Annotated in this window: 12 protein-coding genes; 8 read left to right on the top strand and 4 right to left on the bottom strand. The window is 74.3% G+C overall.

What is annotated here, in order from left to right:
- Nucleotides 1-77 precede the first annotated feature (77 nt).
- The 4 genes from ABD324_RS05190 to ABD324_RS05175 all read left to right on the top strand — a co-directional run bounded on the left by ABD324_RS05190 (nucleotide 78) and on the right by ABD324_RS05175 (nucleotide 3,669).
- Nucleotides 78-788, top strand: coding sequence for a hypothetical protein (locus ABD324_RS05190; protein ID WP_344412876.1), 711 nt, complete (start codon nucleotides 78-80; stop codon nucleotides 786-788).
- A gap of 53 nt (nucleotides 789-841) precedes the next feature.
- The gene (coaE, locus tag ABD324_RS05185) at nucleotides 842-2,074 is read left to right on the top strand and encodes a dephospho-CoA kinase (RefSeq protein WP_344412874.1); all 1,233 of its coding nucleotides are present in this window, start codon (nucleotides 842-844) and stop codon (nucleotides 2,072-2,074) included.
- 135 nt (nucleotides 2,075-2,209) lie between these two features.
- Nucleotides 2,210-3,040 (top strand): sigma factor, encoded by an 831-nt coding sequence (locus ABD324_RS05180; RefSeq protein ID WP_344412872.1) that lies wholly within the window; start codon nucleotides 2,210-2,212, stop codon nucleotides 3,038-3,040.
- Nucleotides 3,037-3,669: a hypothetical protein gene (locus tag ABD324_RS05175; protein ID WP_344412870.1), complete on the top strand. Its 633-nt coding sequence runs from the start codon at nucleotides 3,037-3,039 to the stop codon at nucleotides 3,667-3,669. Before ABD324_RS05180 ends, ABD324_RS05175 begins: the two co-directional genes overlap by 4 nt.
- 96 nt (nucleotides 3,670-3,765) lie before the next feature.
- Here ABD324_RS05175 and ABD324_RS05170 read toward each other — a convergent pair whose 3' ends face one another.
- Complete coding sequence (locus ABD324_RS05170) at nucleotides 3,766-4,302, bottom strand: ribonuclease FAU-1 family protein (RefSeq protein WP_344412868.1); 537 nt, start codon at nucleotides 4,300-4,302, stop codon at nucleotides 3,766-3,768.
- Between the two features lie 65 nt (nucleotides 4,303-4,367).
- On the opposite strand from ABD324_RS05170, the gene uvrB reads away from it, so the two are divergent.
- Complete coding sequence (uvrB, locus tag ABD324_RS05165) at nucleotides 4,368-6,557, top strand: excinuclease ABC subunit UvrB (RefSeq protein WP_344412867.1); 2,190 nt, start codon at nucleotides 4,368-4,370, stop codon at nucleotides 6,555-6,557.
- A 76-nt stretch (nucleotides 6,558-6,633) separates the two neighbouring features.
- Nucleotides 6,634-7,869: a glycosyltransferase 87 family protein gene (locus tag ABD324_RS05160; RefSeq protein WP_344412866.1), complete on the top strand. Its 1,236-nt coding sequence runs from the start codon at nucleotides 6,634-6,636 to the stop codon at nucleotides 7,867-7,869.
- On the opposite strand, the gene ABD324_RS05155 is transcribed toward ABD324_RS05160, so the two are convergent.
- Nucleotides 7,847-8,752 (bottom strand): LysR family transcriptional regulator, encoded by a 906-nt coding sequence (locus tag ABD324_RS05155; RefSeq protein WP_344412865.1) that lies wholly within the window; start codon nucleotides 8,750-8,752, stop codon nucleotides 7,847-7,849. The genes ABD324_RS05160 and ABD324_RS05155 overlap by 23 nt on opposite strands.
- A gap of 71 nt (nucleotides 8,753-8,823) precedes the next feature.
- Here ABD324_RS05155 and ABD324_RS05150 point away from each other — a divergent pair, with 71 nt between their 5' ends.
- A complete protein-coding gene (locus ABD324_RS05150; protein WP_344412863.1) occupies nucleotides 8,824-9,765 on the top strand; it encodes an EamA family transporter in 942 nt (313 codons plus the stop codon).
- A gap of 74 nt (nucleotides 9,766-9,839) precedes the next feature.
- On the top strand, nucleotides 9,840-11,102 hold the full coding sequence (locus tag ABD324_RS05145; RefSeq protein WP_344412861.1) for a GAF domain-containing protein: 1,263 nt from the start codon (nucleotides 9,840-9,842) through the stop codon (nucleotides 11,100-11,102).
- Here ABD324_RS05145 and ABD324_RS05140 read toward each other — a convergent pair.
- Together ABD324_RS05140 and ABD324_RS05135 are read right to left on the bottom strand one after the other, a co-directional pair.
- Nucleotides 11,092-12,033, bottom strand: a complete 942-nt coding sequence (locus ABD324_RS05140; protein WP_344412859.1) for an ABC transporter permease — start codon at nucleotides 12,031-12,033, stop codon at nucleotides 11,092-11,094. The two genes, ABD324_RS05145 and ABD324_RS05140, sit on opposite strands and share 11 nt — an antisense overlap.
- A gap of 89 nt (nucleotides 12,034-12,122) precedes the next feature.
- Nucleotides 12,123-14,951 carry an alpha/beta fold hydrolase gene (locus ABD324_RS05135; protein ID WP_344412857.1) on the bottom strand — a complete coding sequence of 943 codons (2,829 nt, stop codon included), beginning with the start codon at nucleotides 14,949-14,951 and terminating at the stop codon, nucleotides 12,123-12,125.
- Nucleotides 14,952-15,366: the final 415 nt, after the last annotated feature.

Raw genomic sequence — 15,366 nt, 5'->3', positions numbered from 1 at the left:
CACGATCGGGCTGCGTTCGGTGATCTGCCGGGCGCGCCGCGTGAGTGGATCATGCGGTGCGGCCTACCGTTGATCCCATGCGCGGGGGGCGGATCGGGGCGGTGTGCGCCGTCTTCCTGGCCGTGTGCGTGCTCGCCGGCTGTTCCTCCTCGGGCACCGAGCAGCTCGCGGTCCCGACCTTCGCGAACTCCTCGTCGTCGGCCTCCGCGGCGGCACCGCCGAAGATCGGCCTCCCGGACGACTGCGCCGCCTTCCTGGCCGCGGACGATCTCGGTGCGCTGCTGGCCCGGCCGATCGGCTCCACCGCGGTGCGGACGATCATGGGCGTGGCCGAGCCGTCCGTGGACCGCGTCGCGCGGGTGGGCTGCCGCTACAGCGCGAGCGGCCCCGGTGGCGGGGGCACGCTGCTCGACATCAACCTCGGCCGCTACTCCGATGCCGCTGCGGCACAGCGGCAGTGGAAGCTCAACACCAACGCCGAGCGCTCCGACGGGCAGTCCCGGGACCTCCCCGTGGGCACCGTGCCGGGGGTGCTGATCGAGCGCCGGGCCGAGACCGTGCTGGCCGTCGTGTACGGAGTGGACACCCTGACGTTCGTCCTGCAGGCCGGGGCCCGGGCGCCCGGTGCGCCGGCGGACCGGCTCGTCGACCTCGCGCAGCGCGTGCTGCCCAAGGACGGCATCTCGCAGCCGGCCCCGCCGCCCACGACCCCGGCGGCGCCGCCGCCTGCCACCGGCCCTGCACCGTCCTCGCCCACCGGGCCTCCGCCCGTCGCCGCCGGCCCCTGAACCGGCGCCGGTCCGGTCGTGGCCGCCCCCGGCCGGGGCACTAGCCTTTCGGCGTGCTGACGATCGGGCTGACGGGCGGGATCGGTGCCGGCAAGTCGACGGTCTCCCGGAGGCTCGTCGAGCTCGGCGCGGTGCTGGTGGACGCGGACGCGATCGCCCGCGAGGTCGTCGCCGCGGGTACCGAGGGGCTGGCCGAGATCGCGGAGGCCTTCGGGCCCGAGGTGATCGGCCCGGACGGCGAGATGGACCGGGCTCGGGTGGCGTCGATCGTGTTCAGCGACGACAAGAAGCTGGCCGTGCTCAACGGGATCACCCATCCCCGCATCGCGCGCCGCACCCAGGAGCTCGAAGCCGGCGCCCCGCCCGACGCGGTGGTGGTCTACGACGCGGCCCTGATGGTGGAGCAGGGCAACCAGAGCCGCTTCGCGCTGGTCGTGGTCGTGGACACCGCCGAGGAGATCCGGGTGCGGCGGCTCGTCGAGAGCCGGGGGCTGCCCGAGGCCGACGCGCGGGCCCGGATCCGCAAGCAGGCCACGGACGCCCAGCGGCGCGCCGCGGCGGATGCCCTGCTGCGCAACGACGGCAGCCCGGCGAAGCTCGTCGCCCAGGTCGACCGGCTGTGGGCGGAGCGCCTGGTGCCCTTCGAGGAGAACGTGCGGCTGCGCCGCGCGATCCGTGGTGGCACACCGCTTCTCGCCGATCCCGATCCCGCCTGGGCGGCCCGGGGCGAGCGGCTGGCGGCCCGGGCCGCGCGGGCGGCCGGGGCGGTGGGCCGCGGCGTCGCGCACATCGGCTCCACCGCCGTGCCGGGCCTGCCGGCCAAGGACATCACCGACCTGCAGCTCACCGTGGACTCCCTCGCGGAGCTCGACGGCGTCGCCGACCGGCTGGCCGCCGCGGGGTTCGTCGAGATCCCCGAGATCACGCAGGACAACCCGAAGGCCTCCGACCCGGACCCGGCCCACTGGCGCAAGCGCTACCTGGGGGGCGCGGACCCGGCCCAGCGGGTGCACCTGCACGTCCGGGAGACCGGCTCGCCCGCGCAGCGCTACGCCCTGCTCGTCCGGGACTGGTTGCGCGCGGACCCGGCCGCCCGTGAGGAGTACCTGCGGCTCAAGCTCGCCGCCGCGGCCGAGTTCGCCCGCGACGGCGACGCGGCGAGGTACGTCACACGGAAGGAGCCGTGGTTCGACACCGCGGCGCCCCGGGCCGAGGAGTGGGCGGCGAGGACGGGGTGGGTGCTCCCCGGGCCGGATCGGTCGGGCGAGGAGCCCGTATTAGGCTGAACGGCGTAGTCTCGTCGCGGAGGGCGACCGGGCCGATGTAACGGTGGCCTGCGGTGCCGCGATGGACGGACAGGGACGGTGACGCCGGGTGATCCCGGTGTGCCCGTCGGGCGGTGCGACGGGGGAGGACGCGCGGTGAGCGCACAGGTCGAGGAAGGCGCTTCGGTGCCCGCGGCCGATCCGCCGCCGCCCCGGGGCCCGGACGGTGCCGCGTCGGTCGTCGAGCGGGACGTCCCAGCCGGACCGGAGGTCACCGGCGGCAGCCTGCGCGCGGACTTCGGCGCCCACCTCGAGACCCACTACCCGCGGCTCGTCGGCCAGCTCTTCGCCATCACACTCGACTCCTCCGCGGCCCACGATCTCGTGCAGGACGCCTACTCGCGCGCCTGGAAGCGCTGGTCCGAGGTGCGCCAGGGCAACGCCGAGGCGTGGGTCCGCCGGGTCGCGGTGCGGTCGTCGACCAGCCCGTGGCGGCGGTTCCTCGTGGCCGTGGGCCTACGCAACTCGGCCGTGCCCGAGCAGGAGTCGCTCGATCCCCGCACCGCGGGCGTGCTGCGCTCGCTCGCGCGGCTGCCGCTCCCGGAGCGCCGGGCCGCCGTGCTCGTGCACATGGCCGGGATGGGCGTCGGTGAGGTCGCCGCCCTGGAACGGGTGTCCTCCGGCACCGTGCAGGCCCGCCTGAACCGGGTCGCGGGGGCGCTCTCGGAGGGCGACCTCGGCACCGGCGGCTTCGCCGGCTACGGCTGGGGCGCCGCGAGCCCGGCGGACCTGTACCCCGGCTACACGGGGGACGACCTGGTGCCGGTGCTCCCGGCGCGGGTCTCCGTGACGGGCCCGGCCGGTCCCGAGCCCGAGACCGACGACGGGCCCGGTGAGAGGGCCGCGACCGGCGACGGAACCACCAGCCGGACCACTTCCCAGCCCAGCGATGACCGGCCCACCAGGGGCGACGAGGAGGACCGGTGACCAACCCGGTGCAGATCCGGCCCACGGGCCGCGCGGCGGACGAGCTGCGCCGCCTGGACGACGAGCTCGCCGCGGGCGTCACCCTGCCCTCGGTCGACGAGGTCATCCGGCGCGCCGGAGCGGTCAACCGGGCCAGCGGGGCGGCCGCCGCCGCGGTGCTGACGGTCGGGGCCCTCGGGGGGATCACCGTCGTCGGCACGGCCGCGGCCCAGCCGGCCCCCGCGGCCGTCGCCGCGGTGGTGGAGGCGCCCGCGTCGGACGTGCCGACCACGGATCCCGCGGCTGCCGCGCCGGTCTCACCGGTGGACGCGGCGCCGCAGGCCGTCACGGAGGAGCAGGACCCGACGACCCGCAACCGGGCCACCCAGCGAGTGCGGACGACGACCCCCACGCCCAAACCGGTGGTGCCCGTGGCGCCGGTGCAGCCGGTGGTCCCGCCGCCGGTGGTGGTCACGACGACCACCCCGCCGCCCACGACCACGACCACCACCACGACGACGAAGCCCAACACCGAGGGCTCGAGCTCGTCGAAGCCTCCGGTCGTCGTTCCGCCCGTGGACCCGCCGAAGTCGAGCGCCTCCGGTCCGACGGAGCCGGCGCCGAGCAGCAGCACCTCGGCCGTCGCGTAGGACGGCGGCTCCTCCGGGAGCCCTGTTCGGTCCGCTGGTCCGCGCGTGCTCGGCGGGCCCGACTCCGCCCGGCCCGACCTCGCTCGTCCGGCCGGCTCAGCCCGCCGGTCTGACCTCGTCGGTGCGGTCCCGGTCCCGCCAGCTCAGCACGATCCCCTCCGTGGCGAGCCACGCGTCGAGGTCGTGGCCGTGGGCCCCCAGCGCGGCGACGACCGCGTGCGAGCGGTCCAGCGCCCACTGCGCGGTCTCCTCGTCGAGCAGGCCCTCGCGGATCGCCGCGACGAACTCGTCCACGTCGAGCAGCTCGCTCCAGCGGCCGTTCTTCACGACGACGTCGAGGTAGAGGTCGGTGGTGCGCCAGACGTCCCCGCCGGGCTCGACCTGCGCGATGTCGAGGTAGTAGTCCTGGTCGCGCTCGTGGCCGGGGTTCCACCACCAGTCGCTGACCACGATCCCCAGATCCGGCAGCAGCCAGGACTCGATCCAGTGCGCGGACTCGCGGGCGACGATCTCGCGGCTCATGTAGAGCCCGAACGGCGCGACCCGGTACTCGGCGACCGCGCGGCGCAGGCCCTTGTTGTCGATGTTGACGGCGGCGGGTACGTCGAAGGTCTGGAGCTTCGGCGGATGCACCCCTCCAGCCTGCCGGAAGAGCGGGCGACAAGAAACTGTCGGTGGTCACTCGTACCCTGTTCCTCATGGCATTCGCGACGGAGGTCCCCGGCAGCGCACGAGAGGGTGGCGAGGCCGATGTGCCGCTCGCGCACTCCGAGCACCGGCCCGTCGGCGAGATCGAGCGCACGGGCGGGCGGTTCGAGGTCGTCAGCGAGTTCGAGCCCGCGGGCGACCAGCCCGCGGCGATCGACGAGCTGGAGAAGCGGATCCGCGGCGGCGAGCAGGAGGTCGTGCTGCTCGGCGCCACCGGTACGGGCAAGTCGGCCACCACGGCGTGGCTGATCGAGCGCGTCCAGCGGCCCACGCTGGTGATGGCCCCCAACAAGACCCTGGCCGCGCAGCTGGCCAACGAGCTGCGGGACATGCTCCCGAACAACGCGGTCGAGTACTTCGTCTCGTACTACGACTACTACCAGCCCGAGGCGTACATCGCGCAGACGGACACCTACATCGAGAAGGACTCCTCGATCAACGACGACGTGGAGCGCCTGCGGCACTCCGCGACCCAGAACCTGTTGTCGCGCAGGGACGTGGTGGTCGTCGCCTCCGTGTCGTGCATCTACGGCCTCGGTACGCCGCAGTCCTACCTCGACCGCTCGGTGAAGCTCGGGGTCGGCGTCGAGCTGGACCGGGACGCGTTCCTGCGCCTGCTGGTGGACATCCAGTACACGCGCAACGACGTGGCGTTCGCCCGCGGCACCTTCCGCGTCCGCGGCGACACCGTCGAGATCATCCCGGCGTACGAGGAGCTCGCCATCCGGATCGAGTTCTTCGGGGACGAGATCGAGGCGCTGTACTACCTGCACCCCCTGACCGGGGACGTCGTCAAGCAGGTCGACGAGCTGCGGATCTTCCCGGCGACGCACTACGTGGCGGGCCCGGAGCGGATGGAGAGGGCCGTCCGGGGGATCGAGCAGGAGCTCGGGGAACGGCTCGCCGAGCTGGAGAACCAGGGCAAGCTGCTGGAGGCGCAGCGGCTGCGCATGCGCACCCAGTACGACCTGGAGATGATCCGGCAGGTCGGGTTCTGCTCCGGCATCGAGAACTACTCGCGCCACATCGACGGCCGCGGCGCGGGCACGGCACCCGCCACCCTGATCGACTACTTCCCGGACGACTTCCTGCTCGTCATCGACGAGTCGCACGTGACGGTGCCGCAGATCGGCGGCATGTACGAGGGCGACATGTCCCGCAAGCGCAACCTCGTGGACTTCGGGTTCCGGCTCCCGTCGGCGGTCGACAACCGGCCCCTGACCTGGGAGGAGTTCGCGGACCGGATCGGGCAGACGGTGTACCTGTCCGCCACGCCGGGGCCGTACGAGATGTCGCGCACCGGCGGCGAGTTCGTGGAGCAGGTCATCCGGCCGACGGGACTGGTGGACCCGCAGATCGTCGTGAAGCCCACGAAGGGCCAGATCGACGACCTGGTGGGCGAGATCCGGGAGCGCGCCGAGCGGGACGAGCGCGTCCTGGTCACCACGCTGACCAAGAAGATGGCCGAGGACCTCACCGACTACCTGCTCGAGCTGGGCATCCGGGTGCGGTACCTGCACTCCGAGGTCGACACCCTGCGCCGGGTCGAGCTGCTCCGGCAGCTGCGGCTCGGCGAGTACGACGTGCTGGTCGGCATCAACCTGCTCCGGGAGGGACTGGACCTGCCCGAGGTGTCGCTCGTCGCGATCCTCGACGCCGACAAGGAGGGCTTCCTCCGTTCCGGCACCTCGCTCATCCAGACGATCGGGCGTGCGGCGCGGAACGTGTCCGGCGAGGTCCACATGTACGCGGACAAGATCACCGACTCCATGCAGCACGCCATCGACGAGACCGACCGGCGCCGGGCGAAGCAGATCGCCTACAACACGGAGAAGGGGATCGACCCGCAGCCGCTGCGGAAGAAGATCGCCGACATCCTCGACCAGGTGTACCGGGAGGCCGAGGACACGGAGAACGTTCCCGTCGGCGGGTCGGGCCGCAACCAGTCGCGGGGCAAGCGCGCCGCGGGTGAGCCGGGACGCTCCAGCTCGGGCGTGATCGCGGGCAAGGACACGAAGGGCATGCCGCGGGCCGAGCTCGCCGACCTCATCCAGCAGATGAGCGACCAGATGCTGGCCGCGGCGCGCGACCTGCAGTTCGAGCTCGCGGCCCGGCTGCGGGACGAGATCCAGGACCTCAAGAAGGAGCTCCGCGGAATGGACGCCGCCGGCATCTCCTGACCGACCCCGGGGTGGGGGCCGGGGCGCTGTGACCGGGTGGCTACCGTGGGGTCTCCGCCTGCAACCGGAGGAGAGCGTGACCCTGTCCAGCATCCGTTCCGACGGTCTCGACGGCGCCGCCGCCGAGGCGGTCCGGCGGATCCGGCTCCGGGTCGCGTCGCCGCGGATCGCGCTGCTCGTCGGGCTGCCGCTGCTCGCGGTGTCCGTCACGGCGATGCTGCTGCACACGCACGGCTACCACATCGACCTCGAGGTCTACCGGCTCGGCGTCGACACCTGGCTGCACGGTGGGGACCCGTACGGCCCGCTGCCGCCCACGATCAGCGGGCTGGCGCTGCCGTTCATCTACCCGGTGTTCGCGGCGATCGCGCTCACCCCGCTGGCGCTGCTGCCGTGGACGGCGTCCTGGGTGCTGCTGTTCGTGCTGTCGCTGGCGTCGCTCGCGGTCACGCTCTACGTCACTGCGCTGCGGGCCTGGCCGGCGGGCGGACGGGCGGGTGCGCTGTCGGTCTCGACCCTGGCGCTGCCCGCGCTGCTGTGGATCGAGCCGGTGCTGCAGACCTTCGAGTTCGGCCAGGTCAACCTCATCCTGATGGCCCTGGTCGCGGTCGACTGCCTCGCGCCGCGCACCCCCTGGCCGCGGGGGCTGCTGGTCGGGCTGGCCGCGGCGATCAAGCTGACGCCGGCCGCGTTCGTGCTGTTCTTCCTGCTCCGCCGGGACTTCCGGGCCGCGGTGGTCACGGTCGTCACGGCGGCGGTGGCCACCGGGATCGGGTTCCTGGTCGACGCGCACGCCTCGGCCACCTACTGGTTCGGCGGGCCGGCCTCGGGCGTGAGCGGCTCGGTGTTCTTCACGAACGAGACCGTGCAGGCGGTGCTCGCGCGGTGGAGCGTGCACGGTCCGCTGCTCACCGGCCTGTGGCTCGTCGCGGCGGCCATCCTGCTGTTCCTGCTGGTCCCGACGGTGCGGTGGGGGGATCCGGCGATCGCGATGGCGGCGACGGCGGCATTCATGCTGCTGGTCTCGCCCACCTCGTGGTCGCACCACTGGGTGTGGATCGCGCCGGCGCTGATCGCGGTCGGCGCGCACGCCGTGCGCGAACGCTCGCGGGGCTGGGCCGCGGCGCTCCTGCTGCTCGCGGCCGCCTTCTGGGTCGCGCCGTTCCGCTGGCTGCCCGGCAACAACCAGGTCGAGCTCACCTGGAACCCGCTGCAGCAGATCGCGGGCGCCACCTACGTGATCGTGGCGATCGTGCTGCTCGCCGTGGCGCGGTGGCACTACGCGCGGATCAGCTCCCCGTCACGTCCCTGACGGCCGCTTCCAGCGCGGTGATCACGCTGCGTACGGCGGGTCGTTCGGCCTCGCTCTCCCGCAGCACGATCTCGATCATCCGGGCGGCGCGGACGCCGGCGAGCGGGCGGCGCACGAACCGGCGGCCGCGGCGGTCGTCCGTGGACCAGCGGGGGAGCAGGGCCACCCCGACGCCGGCGGCGACCAGCTCCTCGGTCACCGAGAAGTCGTTGATCCGTTGGACGATCCGCGGCCGGGTGCCGGTCAGCGTGGTCAGCGAGCGCAGCACGTCGTCGACCGGCCAGCCGACGTTCACGCTGATCCACGGCTCGTCGGCCAGCTCGTCGAGGCGGATCCGGCGCTGCGCGGCGAGTGGGTGACCGGGCGGGAGCACCACGTCGAGCGGCTCCCGGACGAGCGGCAGCACCCGGTGCCGGCGGCTCTCCAGCGGCGGGGTGTGCTCGTCGCGATGGGTCACGACGAGGTCGTGGTCGGCCGCGAGCACCACGGCGTCCGACGGCTGCATGTCGAGATCGCGCACCTGCAGCTCGATCCCGGACCCCGCGACGTGCCGGAGGAGACCGGCGAGCAGCATCCGCGCACCGGACGGGAAGAGCGCCATCCGCACGACTCCCTGCGGCGCCTCGCGCAGCGACTGCACCGCGGCCTCCGCCCGGGCCACCGCGGCCAGTACGTGCTCGGCCTCCCCGACGAGCGCCCGCCCCGCCTCCGTGAGCCGCAGCCCACGCCCCGCCGGCTCGGTCAGCGGCATTCCCACCTCCTCGGAGAGCGCCTTGAGCTGCTGGGAGATGGCCGACGGGGTGAAGGACAGGGCCGCGGCCACCGCCGTCACCGACCCGCGATCGGCCAGCTCGCGGAGCACCCGGAGCCGCTGCACGTCCATGAAGCAACGCTACAAGGTTCCTTCAGAACATATCGCTGGTCTTCCGGATCGCCGGGACGCATGGTCGGGGGGTGACCGCACGCCACCGCCTCCTCGCGATCCTCGTCGCCGCCGTCTGGGGCGGGAACTTCCTGTTCATCCACATCGGGCTCGAGCACTTCCCGCCGCTGTTCCTCGCCGGCCTCCGGATGCTCGTCATCGCCGTCCCCACGCTGCTGTTCGTGCCGCGCCCGCAGGTGAAGCTGCGCTGGCTGATCGGCTACGGGCTCGGTTTCGGGACCATCCAGTTCGTCTTCCTGTTCGTCGCGATGGACGTCGGCATGCCCACCGGGCTGGCCTCGCTGGTGCTGCAGGCCTCCGCGCCGTTCACCGTGCTGCTGGGGGCGGTTCTGCTCCGCGAGCGGCTCTCGGCGCGGCAGGCCGCCGGGATCGGGCTGGCGGTGGCGGGGCTCCTCGCGATCGCCGTGGCGCGTGCGCAGGCCGCTGCGCTGCTGCCCCTGCTCCTGACGCTGATCGGGGCACTGGGCTGGGCGTTCGGCAACCTGTGCAGCCGCCTCGCCGCCCCGCCGAAGCCCATGCAGCTGACGCTGTGGATGTGCGTGATCCCGCCGATCCCGCTGTTCGGGATGTCCTTCCTGACCGAAGGGGCGGGTGCCGGGATCCACGCGCTCGGTGAGGCGTTCACGCCCGCCGGGCTGCCGGGGCTGGCGTCGGTGCTGTACCTGTCGGTCTTCGCGACCGTCCTCGGCTCCGGGATCTGGACCTGGCTGATGCGGCGCTACCCGGCGGGCGTCGTCGCGCCGTACTCCCTGCTGGTGCCGGTCGTCGGCATCGCGCTGGCCTTCCTGGTGCTCGACGAGCGGCCGAGCGTGACCGAGCTGGTCGCCGCCGCCGTGATCGTCGGCGGGGTCCTGCTCGGCACGCCGCGACCCGCCCGCACCGCGCCGGACGACGTGGCCGGGGCCCCCGCTCCGCAGGCGGACAGCACGGAACCGGCCGTCCGGACGGCGTGACCGGCGGCCACCGCGGGTTAGGGTGGCGGCACGTCCCGCAGTCACCGTCGTCCCGGGGCGGGTCGGAGGGATCCATGGCGAGCGCGGTCCCCGAGCTGAGGGCCGAGGCGGTGTGCGCGCTCCGCCCGGGCACGGACGTCGGCCGCCACGCCCGCACACTGGCCCACCTGCACGACGCGGTGCTGGCCGGGGACGCGCCGCCGGACGCCGTCCGCGGCCTGGTCGCCCGCTCCTGGGAGCGGGTGCTCGCCCAGGGCGTCGATCCCGAGCACGGCGAACCGGGCGGCCCGCTCGGCGCGGACGAGGTGGAGCGCCGCCGCACGAGCTCCCCGCTGCACCGGGTGCTGCCCGAGCTGCGCGCGGCGCTGACCTCGGTCGCCGAGGACGCCCGGCACGTCATGGTCGTGACGGACGCGGACGGCGTGCTGCTCTGGCGGGAGGGCTCCACACGCGTGCGGCACCGGGCGGACGCGCTGGGCTTCACCGAGGGTGCGACCTGGTCCGAGGCCTCCGTCGGCACGAACGCGATCGGGACGGCGCTCGCGGAGGGCGCCCCCGTGCAGCTGTTCGCGGCGGAGCACTTCGTGCGCTCGCACCACGTCTGGACCTGCACCGCCTGCCCGGTGCACGACCCGCGGACGGGGGAGCTGCTCGGGGTCGTGGACGTCAGCGGCCCGGCCGAGACGATCCACCCGACGACCGTCGCGCTCGTCGGCACGGCCGTGAAGCTCGCCGAGGCGAGCCTGTGGCGCCAGCACGAAGGCCGGCTCGACGCGCTGCGCGGGGTGGCCGCGCCGCTGCTCTCGGCCGTCGACGGCGCCGGGCTGGTCGTCGACGACCACGGCTGGGTCGCCGCCGTGACCGGCATGCCGAGCATCGACCGGGTCGCGGCGCCGCGCGCGGACCGGCCGCTGGCGGTGCACGGGGTCGGGGTGTGCGTGCCCGAGCCGGTGCCGGGCGGCTGGCTGCTCCGGCTCGCCGGGGCCCGCGCGCTCACCCTGACCCTGGACCTGGCCTCGCGGCCCCCGCGCGCGGTCGTCGACGGGTCGAGCCGGTGGGTGCACCCGCTCTCGACCCGGCACGCCGAGGTGCTCGTGCTGCTGGCCCGCGCCGGGGCGCAGGGGATGGACGCGGGCGCGCTGTCGGCCGCCCTCTACGGCGACCGGGAGCACCTGGTCACCGTGCGGGCGGAGATGAGCAGGCTCCGCCGGGGCCTGGGCGGGCTGCTGCTCGCCCGGCCCTACCGGATCGCCGCCGACGTGCGGGTGGAGCTGCCGGACGTCACCCCGCTCGCGGCCACCAGCACCGCCCCGGGGATCAGAGCCCTCAGCTCGTGATGTCCTTGCGGTGGAAGCGCCAGGCCGCCGCGCCGAAGAACACCGCCGCATAGGTCACGCTTCCGAACACCCCGCGCGTCATGTTCCCCCAGTCGATCTGCGAGGCGAGCAGGTCCGACCAGGAGTTGGCGTAGTGGGTGGGGAGGTAGTCCCGCAGGCCCTCCAGGGCCGTGATCTGGTCGAGGATCTGCGAGACGATCGACGCCATCACCGCGCCGCCGACGGCACCGAGCGGCGCGTCCGTGGTCACCGACAGCAGCAGCGCCAGCCCGGCCACCCACAGCAGGTTCACCACGACGTACACGCCGCCGAGCAGCACCCGGCCGACCGCCGTCCAGTAGGGCAGGGACTCGCCGGTGGGGCTCACCAGGTCGCCCGCCCCGTACGCCAGGGTGCCGACGATCAGGGCGACGATCGGCAGGAACAGCACCCCGGCCGCCGACAGCAGGCCCGCCACCAGCGCCTTCTGCCGCAGCAGCCGGGCCCGGGGGACCGGGGCCGCGAGCAGGTAGCGCAGCGACGACCAGGACGCCTCCGACGCCACGGTGTCGCCGAAGAACAGCGCCACCACCACGACCAGCAGGAACCCGGCGGACGCGAACAGCGCGAAGATCGCGAAGTTCGTGCCGCTGCCCTTGGCCAGGTCGACCAGATTCACCGAGGTGGCCGCGCCGCCGTTGCCGCTGGTGAGGGAGAACGCGATCCACAGGATCACCGGCAGCAGCGCCACCAGCGCGAACGCCACCTGGGTGCGCCTGCGGCGGAGCTGGCGGACCAGCTCCACCCGCAGCGGCAGGGTGCGCTCCGGCCGGTACTCGGTGTGGGGCGACCCGTCGTCGCGCAGGGTCCCGACGTGTCCCTTGCGGGTGGACACGTCCGAGTACCGGGCGTCCCGGTGGAGCCAGTCCCGGCTCTGGTCGGGCTGCGTCACGGTGCTCCTCCGATGTCGCTCACGGAGCTCCTCCGGTTGTCGATCACGGAGCTCCCCCGATGTCGCTCACGGAGCTCCTCCGATGTCGCTCATGGAGCGGTGTCCTCTCCCACGAGCTGCAGGAATGCGTCCTCGAGGCGCCGGCGCGGGCCCGCGGACTCCACCGAGATGCCGGCCGAGACCAGGGCCTGGACGGCCGAGGCACGCGGGGTGCCGTTGAGCTCGGCGTGCACGAGCCGGCCCTCCGCCGCGACGTCGTGCACCCCGTCGAGGGCGCCGAGCACCGCGACCGCGCGCTCCGGGGCGTCGACCCCGAAGCTCGCCGCACCACCGCCCGCGATGATGTCGTCGACCGTCCCGTCCGCGACCACCTTGCCGTGGTGCATCACGACGACGTGCGAGCAGGTCTGCTCCACCTCGGCCAGCAGGTGGCTGGAGACCAGCACCGTGCGGCCGCCTTCCGCGTAGCGGCGCAGCAGCTCGCGCATCGCGTGGATCTGGGGCGGGTCGAGCCCGTTGGTGGGTTCGTCGAGCACGAGCAGCTCCGGGAGGCCGAGCATGGCCTGCGCGATGGCGAGCCGCTGCCGCATGCCCTGGGAGTAGGTGCCGACGCGGCGGTGCACGGACTCCCCGAGCCCGGCGATCTCCAGCGCGTCCTCGAGCCGGGCCTCCTCGGTGGGGCGGCCGGTGGCGGCCCAGTACAGCCGCAGGTTGTCCGCGCCCGAGAGGTGCGGCAGGAAGCCGGGACCCTCGACGAACGCCCCGATCCGGGCCAGCACGGGGGCACCGGGGTCGACCGGCTCGCCGAACGCGCGGATCGTGCCGGCGGTGGGGGAGATGAGCCCCATGAGCATGCGCAGCACCGTGGTCTTGCCGGCGCCGTTCGGGCCGAGCAGGCCGAGCACCATGCCCGGCGCCACGGTGAACGAGACCTCCTTGACCGCGCTGAACCCACCTCGGTAGGTCTTCGCGAGACCCGTGATCTCCAGCGGCGGGGCATCCGCCGCGCCGGGCGGCGGGACGTCCGCGCGCCGGCGCCGGACCCGCGCGACGAGCCAGGCGGCCAGTGCGAGCACGAGCACCACACCGATCCCGACCAGCGGGAACAGCGGCACGGTGCTGGCGGTGACCGCGCGGCCCGGCACGACCGGGACGGAGATCGAGGAGCCGTCCGCGAGGCCGACGGCCCACACCGCGGGCTGGGTGGGCGAGGCGTAGCCCTGGTCCGTGGTCGCCACCGACACCAGGAGCCGGTTGCCGGCCTCGAGCGGGGCGACGACCCCGGGCAGGGTCACCGAGACCCGCGCCGGCGAGCCGTCCGCGGGCACGGCCACCCGGATCGGGGCGACCGCGCCACCCAGGAGCTGCTGGAGCCCGTCCTGCCCGACCTCGAAGACCCGCGCGAACAGCACCGCCTGGTCGGCGGCGGGCTGGCCGGGCACCCGGGCGACGGTGAGGTCCACCCGCGGCGCGCCCGCGATGTCGACCTGCGAGGCCAACGGCGCGGTGGTGAACTGCGCGGCCTGACCGGGGAGCTGCGCGGTGAACGCCGACAGCCGCCCGGAGAGGGTGCCGAGCGCGCCGCCGAGACCCGGCAGCGAGGTGATCGCCGCGGGATTGCCGCCCGCCGGGTTGGCGACGACCTGGGGCCCGCCCTGCAGCGGGAGGGGCCGGGTCTGCACGGCCGCGGCTCCCGCGAGGCCGGGATAGTCCCCGGCCACGACGGTGCGGCTGGTCGCGGTGGTGCGGCCGGCGCGGATGCCGCTGTCGACCTCGTAGGAGAACGTGGTGCCGGGGTCGGTGCCCTCGCCGCGGAGGTGGAAGTCGAACCACTTCCCGATGTCGTCCCGGACGGCCTGGTCGGGGGCCCCGCCGTCGTGCCCGCCGGAGTACCAGGCGAGCTTCACCGTGCCGCCGGCCGCGGCGATCTGGCGGGCGTTGGCGTCCGCCTGGTCGAGGCCGAACAGGGTGTCCTGCTCGCCCTGGACGATCAGCGTGGGCTGGGTGATCCGGTTCGTGACGGACGCCGGGGACGAGCGCTCGAGCAGGGCCTTCGTCGCGGGGGAGAGCCGGCCGGTGGTGGCGGACTCCGTGTAGGCGGCGCAGACCGCGGCGGTGAAGCGCCCGCAGGTCACGGGGGGTGCGGTCGGGGGGACCGAGGTCGCGGGGGTCCCCGACGCCGAGCCGCCCGCGCCGGAGCCGCCCCCGCCCGCCGGGGACGCCCCGGAGGAGAAGAACACCCCCGCCCAGCCCTTCTTGAACACCCCGTCGTCCCCGAAGGTCCCCCGCGCCGGGGTGTCGGCCGGCAGCCCGCCCGGGCCTCCGGCCTGCGGGAACAGGGCCTGCGAGAGGTCGTTCCAGGTGATCACCGGGGCGAGCGCGTCGATCCGCTTGTCGTAGCCCGCGAGCAGCAGGGAGAGCGCGCCGCCGTACGACCCGCCCGTCACCCCGACCCGCGGGTCGCCGGGGGCGTCCTGCTGCACCTTGGGCCGCGCGGCGAGCCAGTCGACGAGCTGGGAGGCGTCCGCGACCTCGTAGTCCGGGGAGTCGAGCGCGATCTGTCCGCCGCTCGACCCGAACCCGCGCGCCGACCACGTGAGCACGACGTACCCGCGGTCGGCCAGCTGCCGCGCGTCCGTGTCGACGGACCGCTTGCTCCCGCCGAACCCGTGCGCGACCAGAACCGCCGGAGCGGGGGTGCGCGCGGGGAGGTAGAGGGTGGTGTCCAGGGAGACAGTGCCCGGCACGCCGGGCCCGCCCCGGACATCGATCCGCTGCTCGGTGCTCTTCACGTCGGGCGCGGACGGTGCGGTCGAGCTCGCGGACGCGGGACCGGCGACGAGCAGCAGGAGGACTGCCGGCAGCACCAGCAGTGCGCCCGCGCGGGGAATCCACGCGGGCCGGGGAGGGCGGGACACCCCGGAACCGTATCCGCGGGGACCGACAGTCCGCGCGGACAGCCTCAGGTCGCTCTCAGCCGGGCGGCAATCGTCATGTTCCGGACGAACCTCACCACCGGCGGCGGACCCCGTCCGGCCCGTCGGTGCCGGGGCGCCGGGGGCCGACACCGCCCGGTTCATCCGGAAGTGTCCGGTGCGTTGGGTCACCCCGGATGGCGCGCCGGTCCGCGGGGCGGGCATACTCGCCGGTAAGCACCGCAGGGGAGTATCCCGCTCGCGGTGGCGTCGTCAGCACGGACGAGGGCCCGCAGCCCGGTACGGACAATCATGCGGGTCCGGCACCCCGGCGCCATCGCTCCGCACGGCCCGATCGAGGGCGGCGGAGGGGAGAGACCTCGGAGCAGCTCGATGCTGCCCGAGAGTCCTGGAGGCC

Source organism: Pseudonocardia ailaonensis (assembly GCF_039531635.1).
GTDB classification, from domain to species: Bacteria; Actinomycetota; Actinomycetes; order Mycobacteriales; family Pseudonocardiaceae; genus Pseudonocardia; species Pseudonocardia ailaonensis.
The sequence above is the reverse complement of the archived record's forward strand: the minus strand, read 5'-3'. Positions and strand labels throughout refer to the sequence as shown.

What these genes read in the sequence shown, in the direction of transcription:
- ABD324_RS05190 (WP_344412876.1), top strand. Translation starts at nt 78, where the DNA reads ATGCGCGGGGGGCGGATCGGGGCGGTGTGCGCCGTCTTCCTGGCCGTG.
- uvrB (WP_344412867.1), top strand. Translation starts at nt 4,368, where the DNA reads ATGGCATTCGCGACGGAGGTCCCCGGCAGCGCACGAGAGGGTGGCGAG.
- ABD324_RS05155 (WP_344412865.1), bottom strand. Translation starts at nt 8,752, where the DNA reads ATGGACGTGCAGCGGCTCCGGGTGCTCCGCGAGCTGGCCGATCGCGGG.
- ABD324_RS05145 (WP_344412861.1), top strand. Translation starts at nt 9,840, where the DNA reads ATGGCGAGCGCGGTCCCCGAGCTGAGGGCCGAGGCGGTGTGCGCGCTC.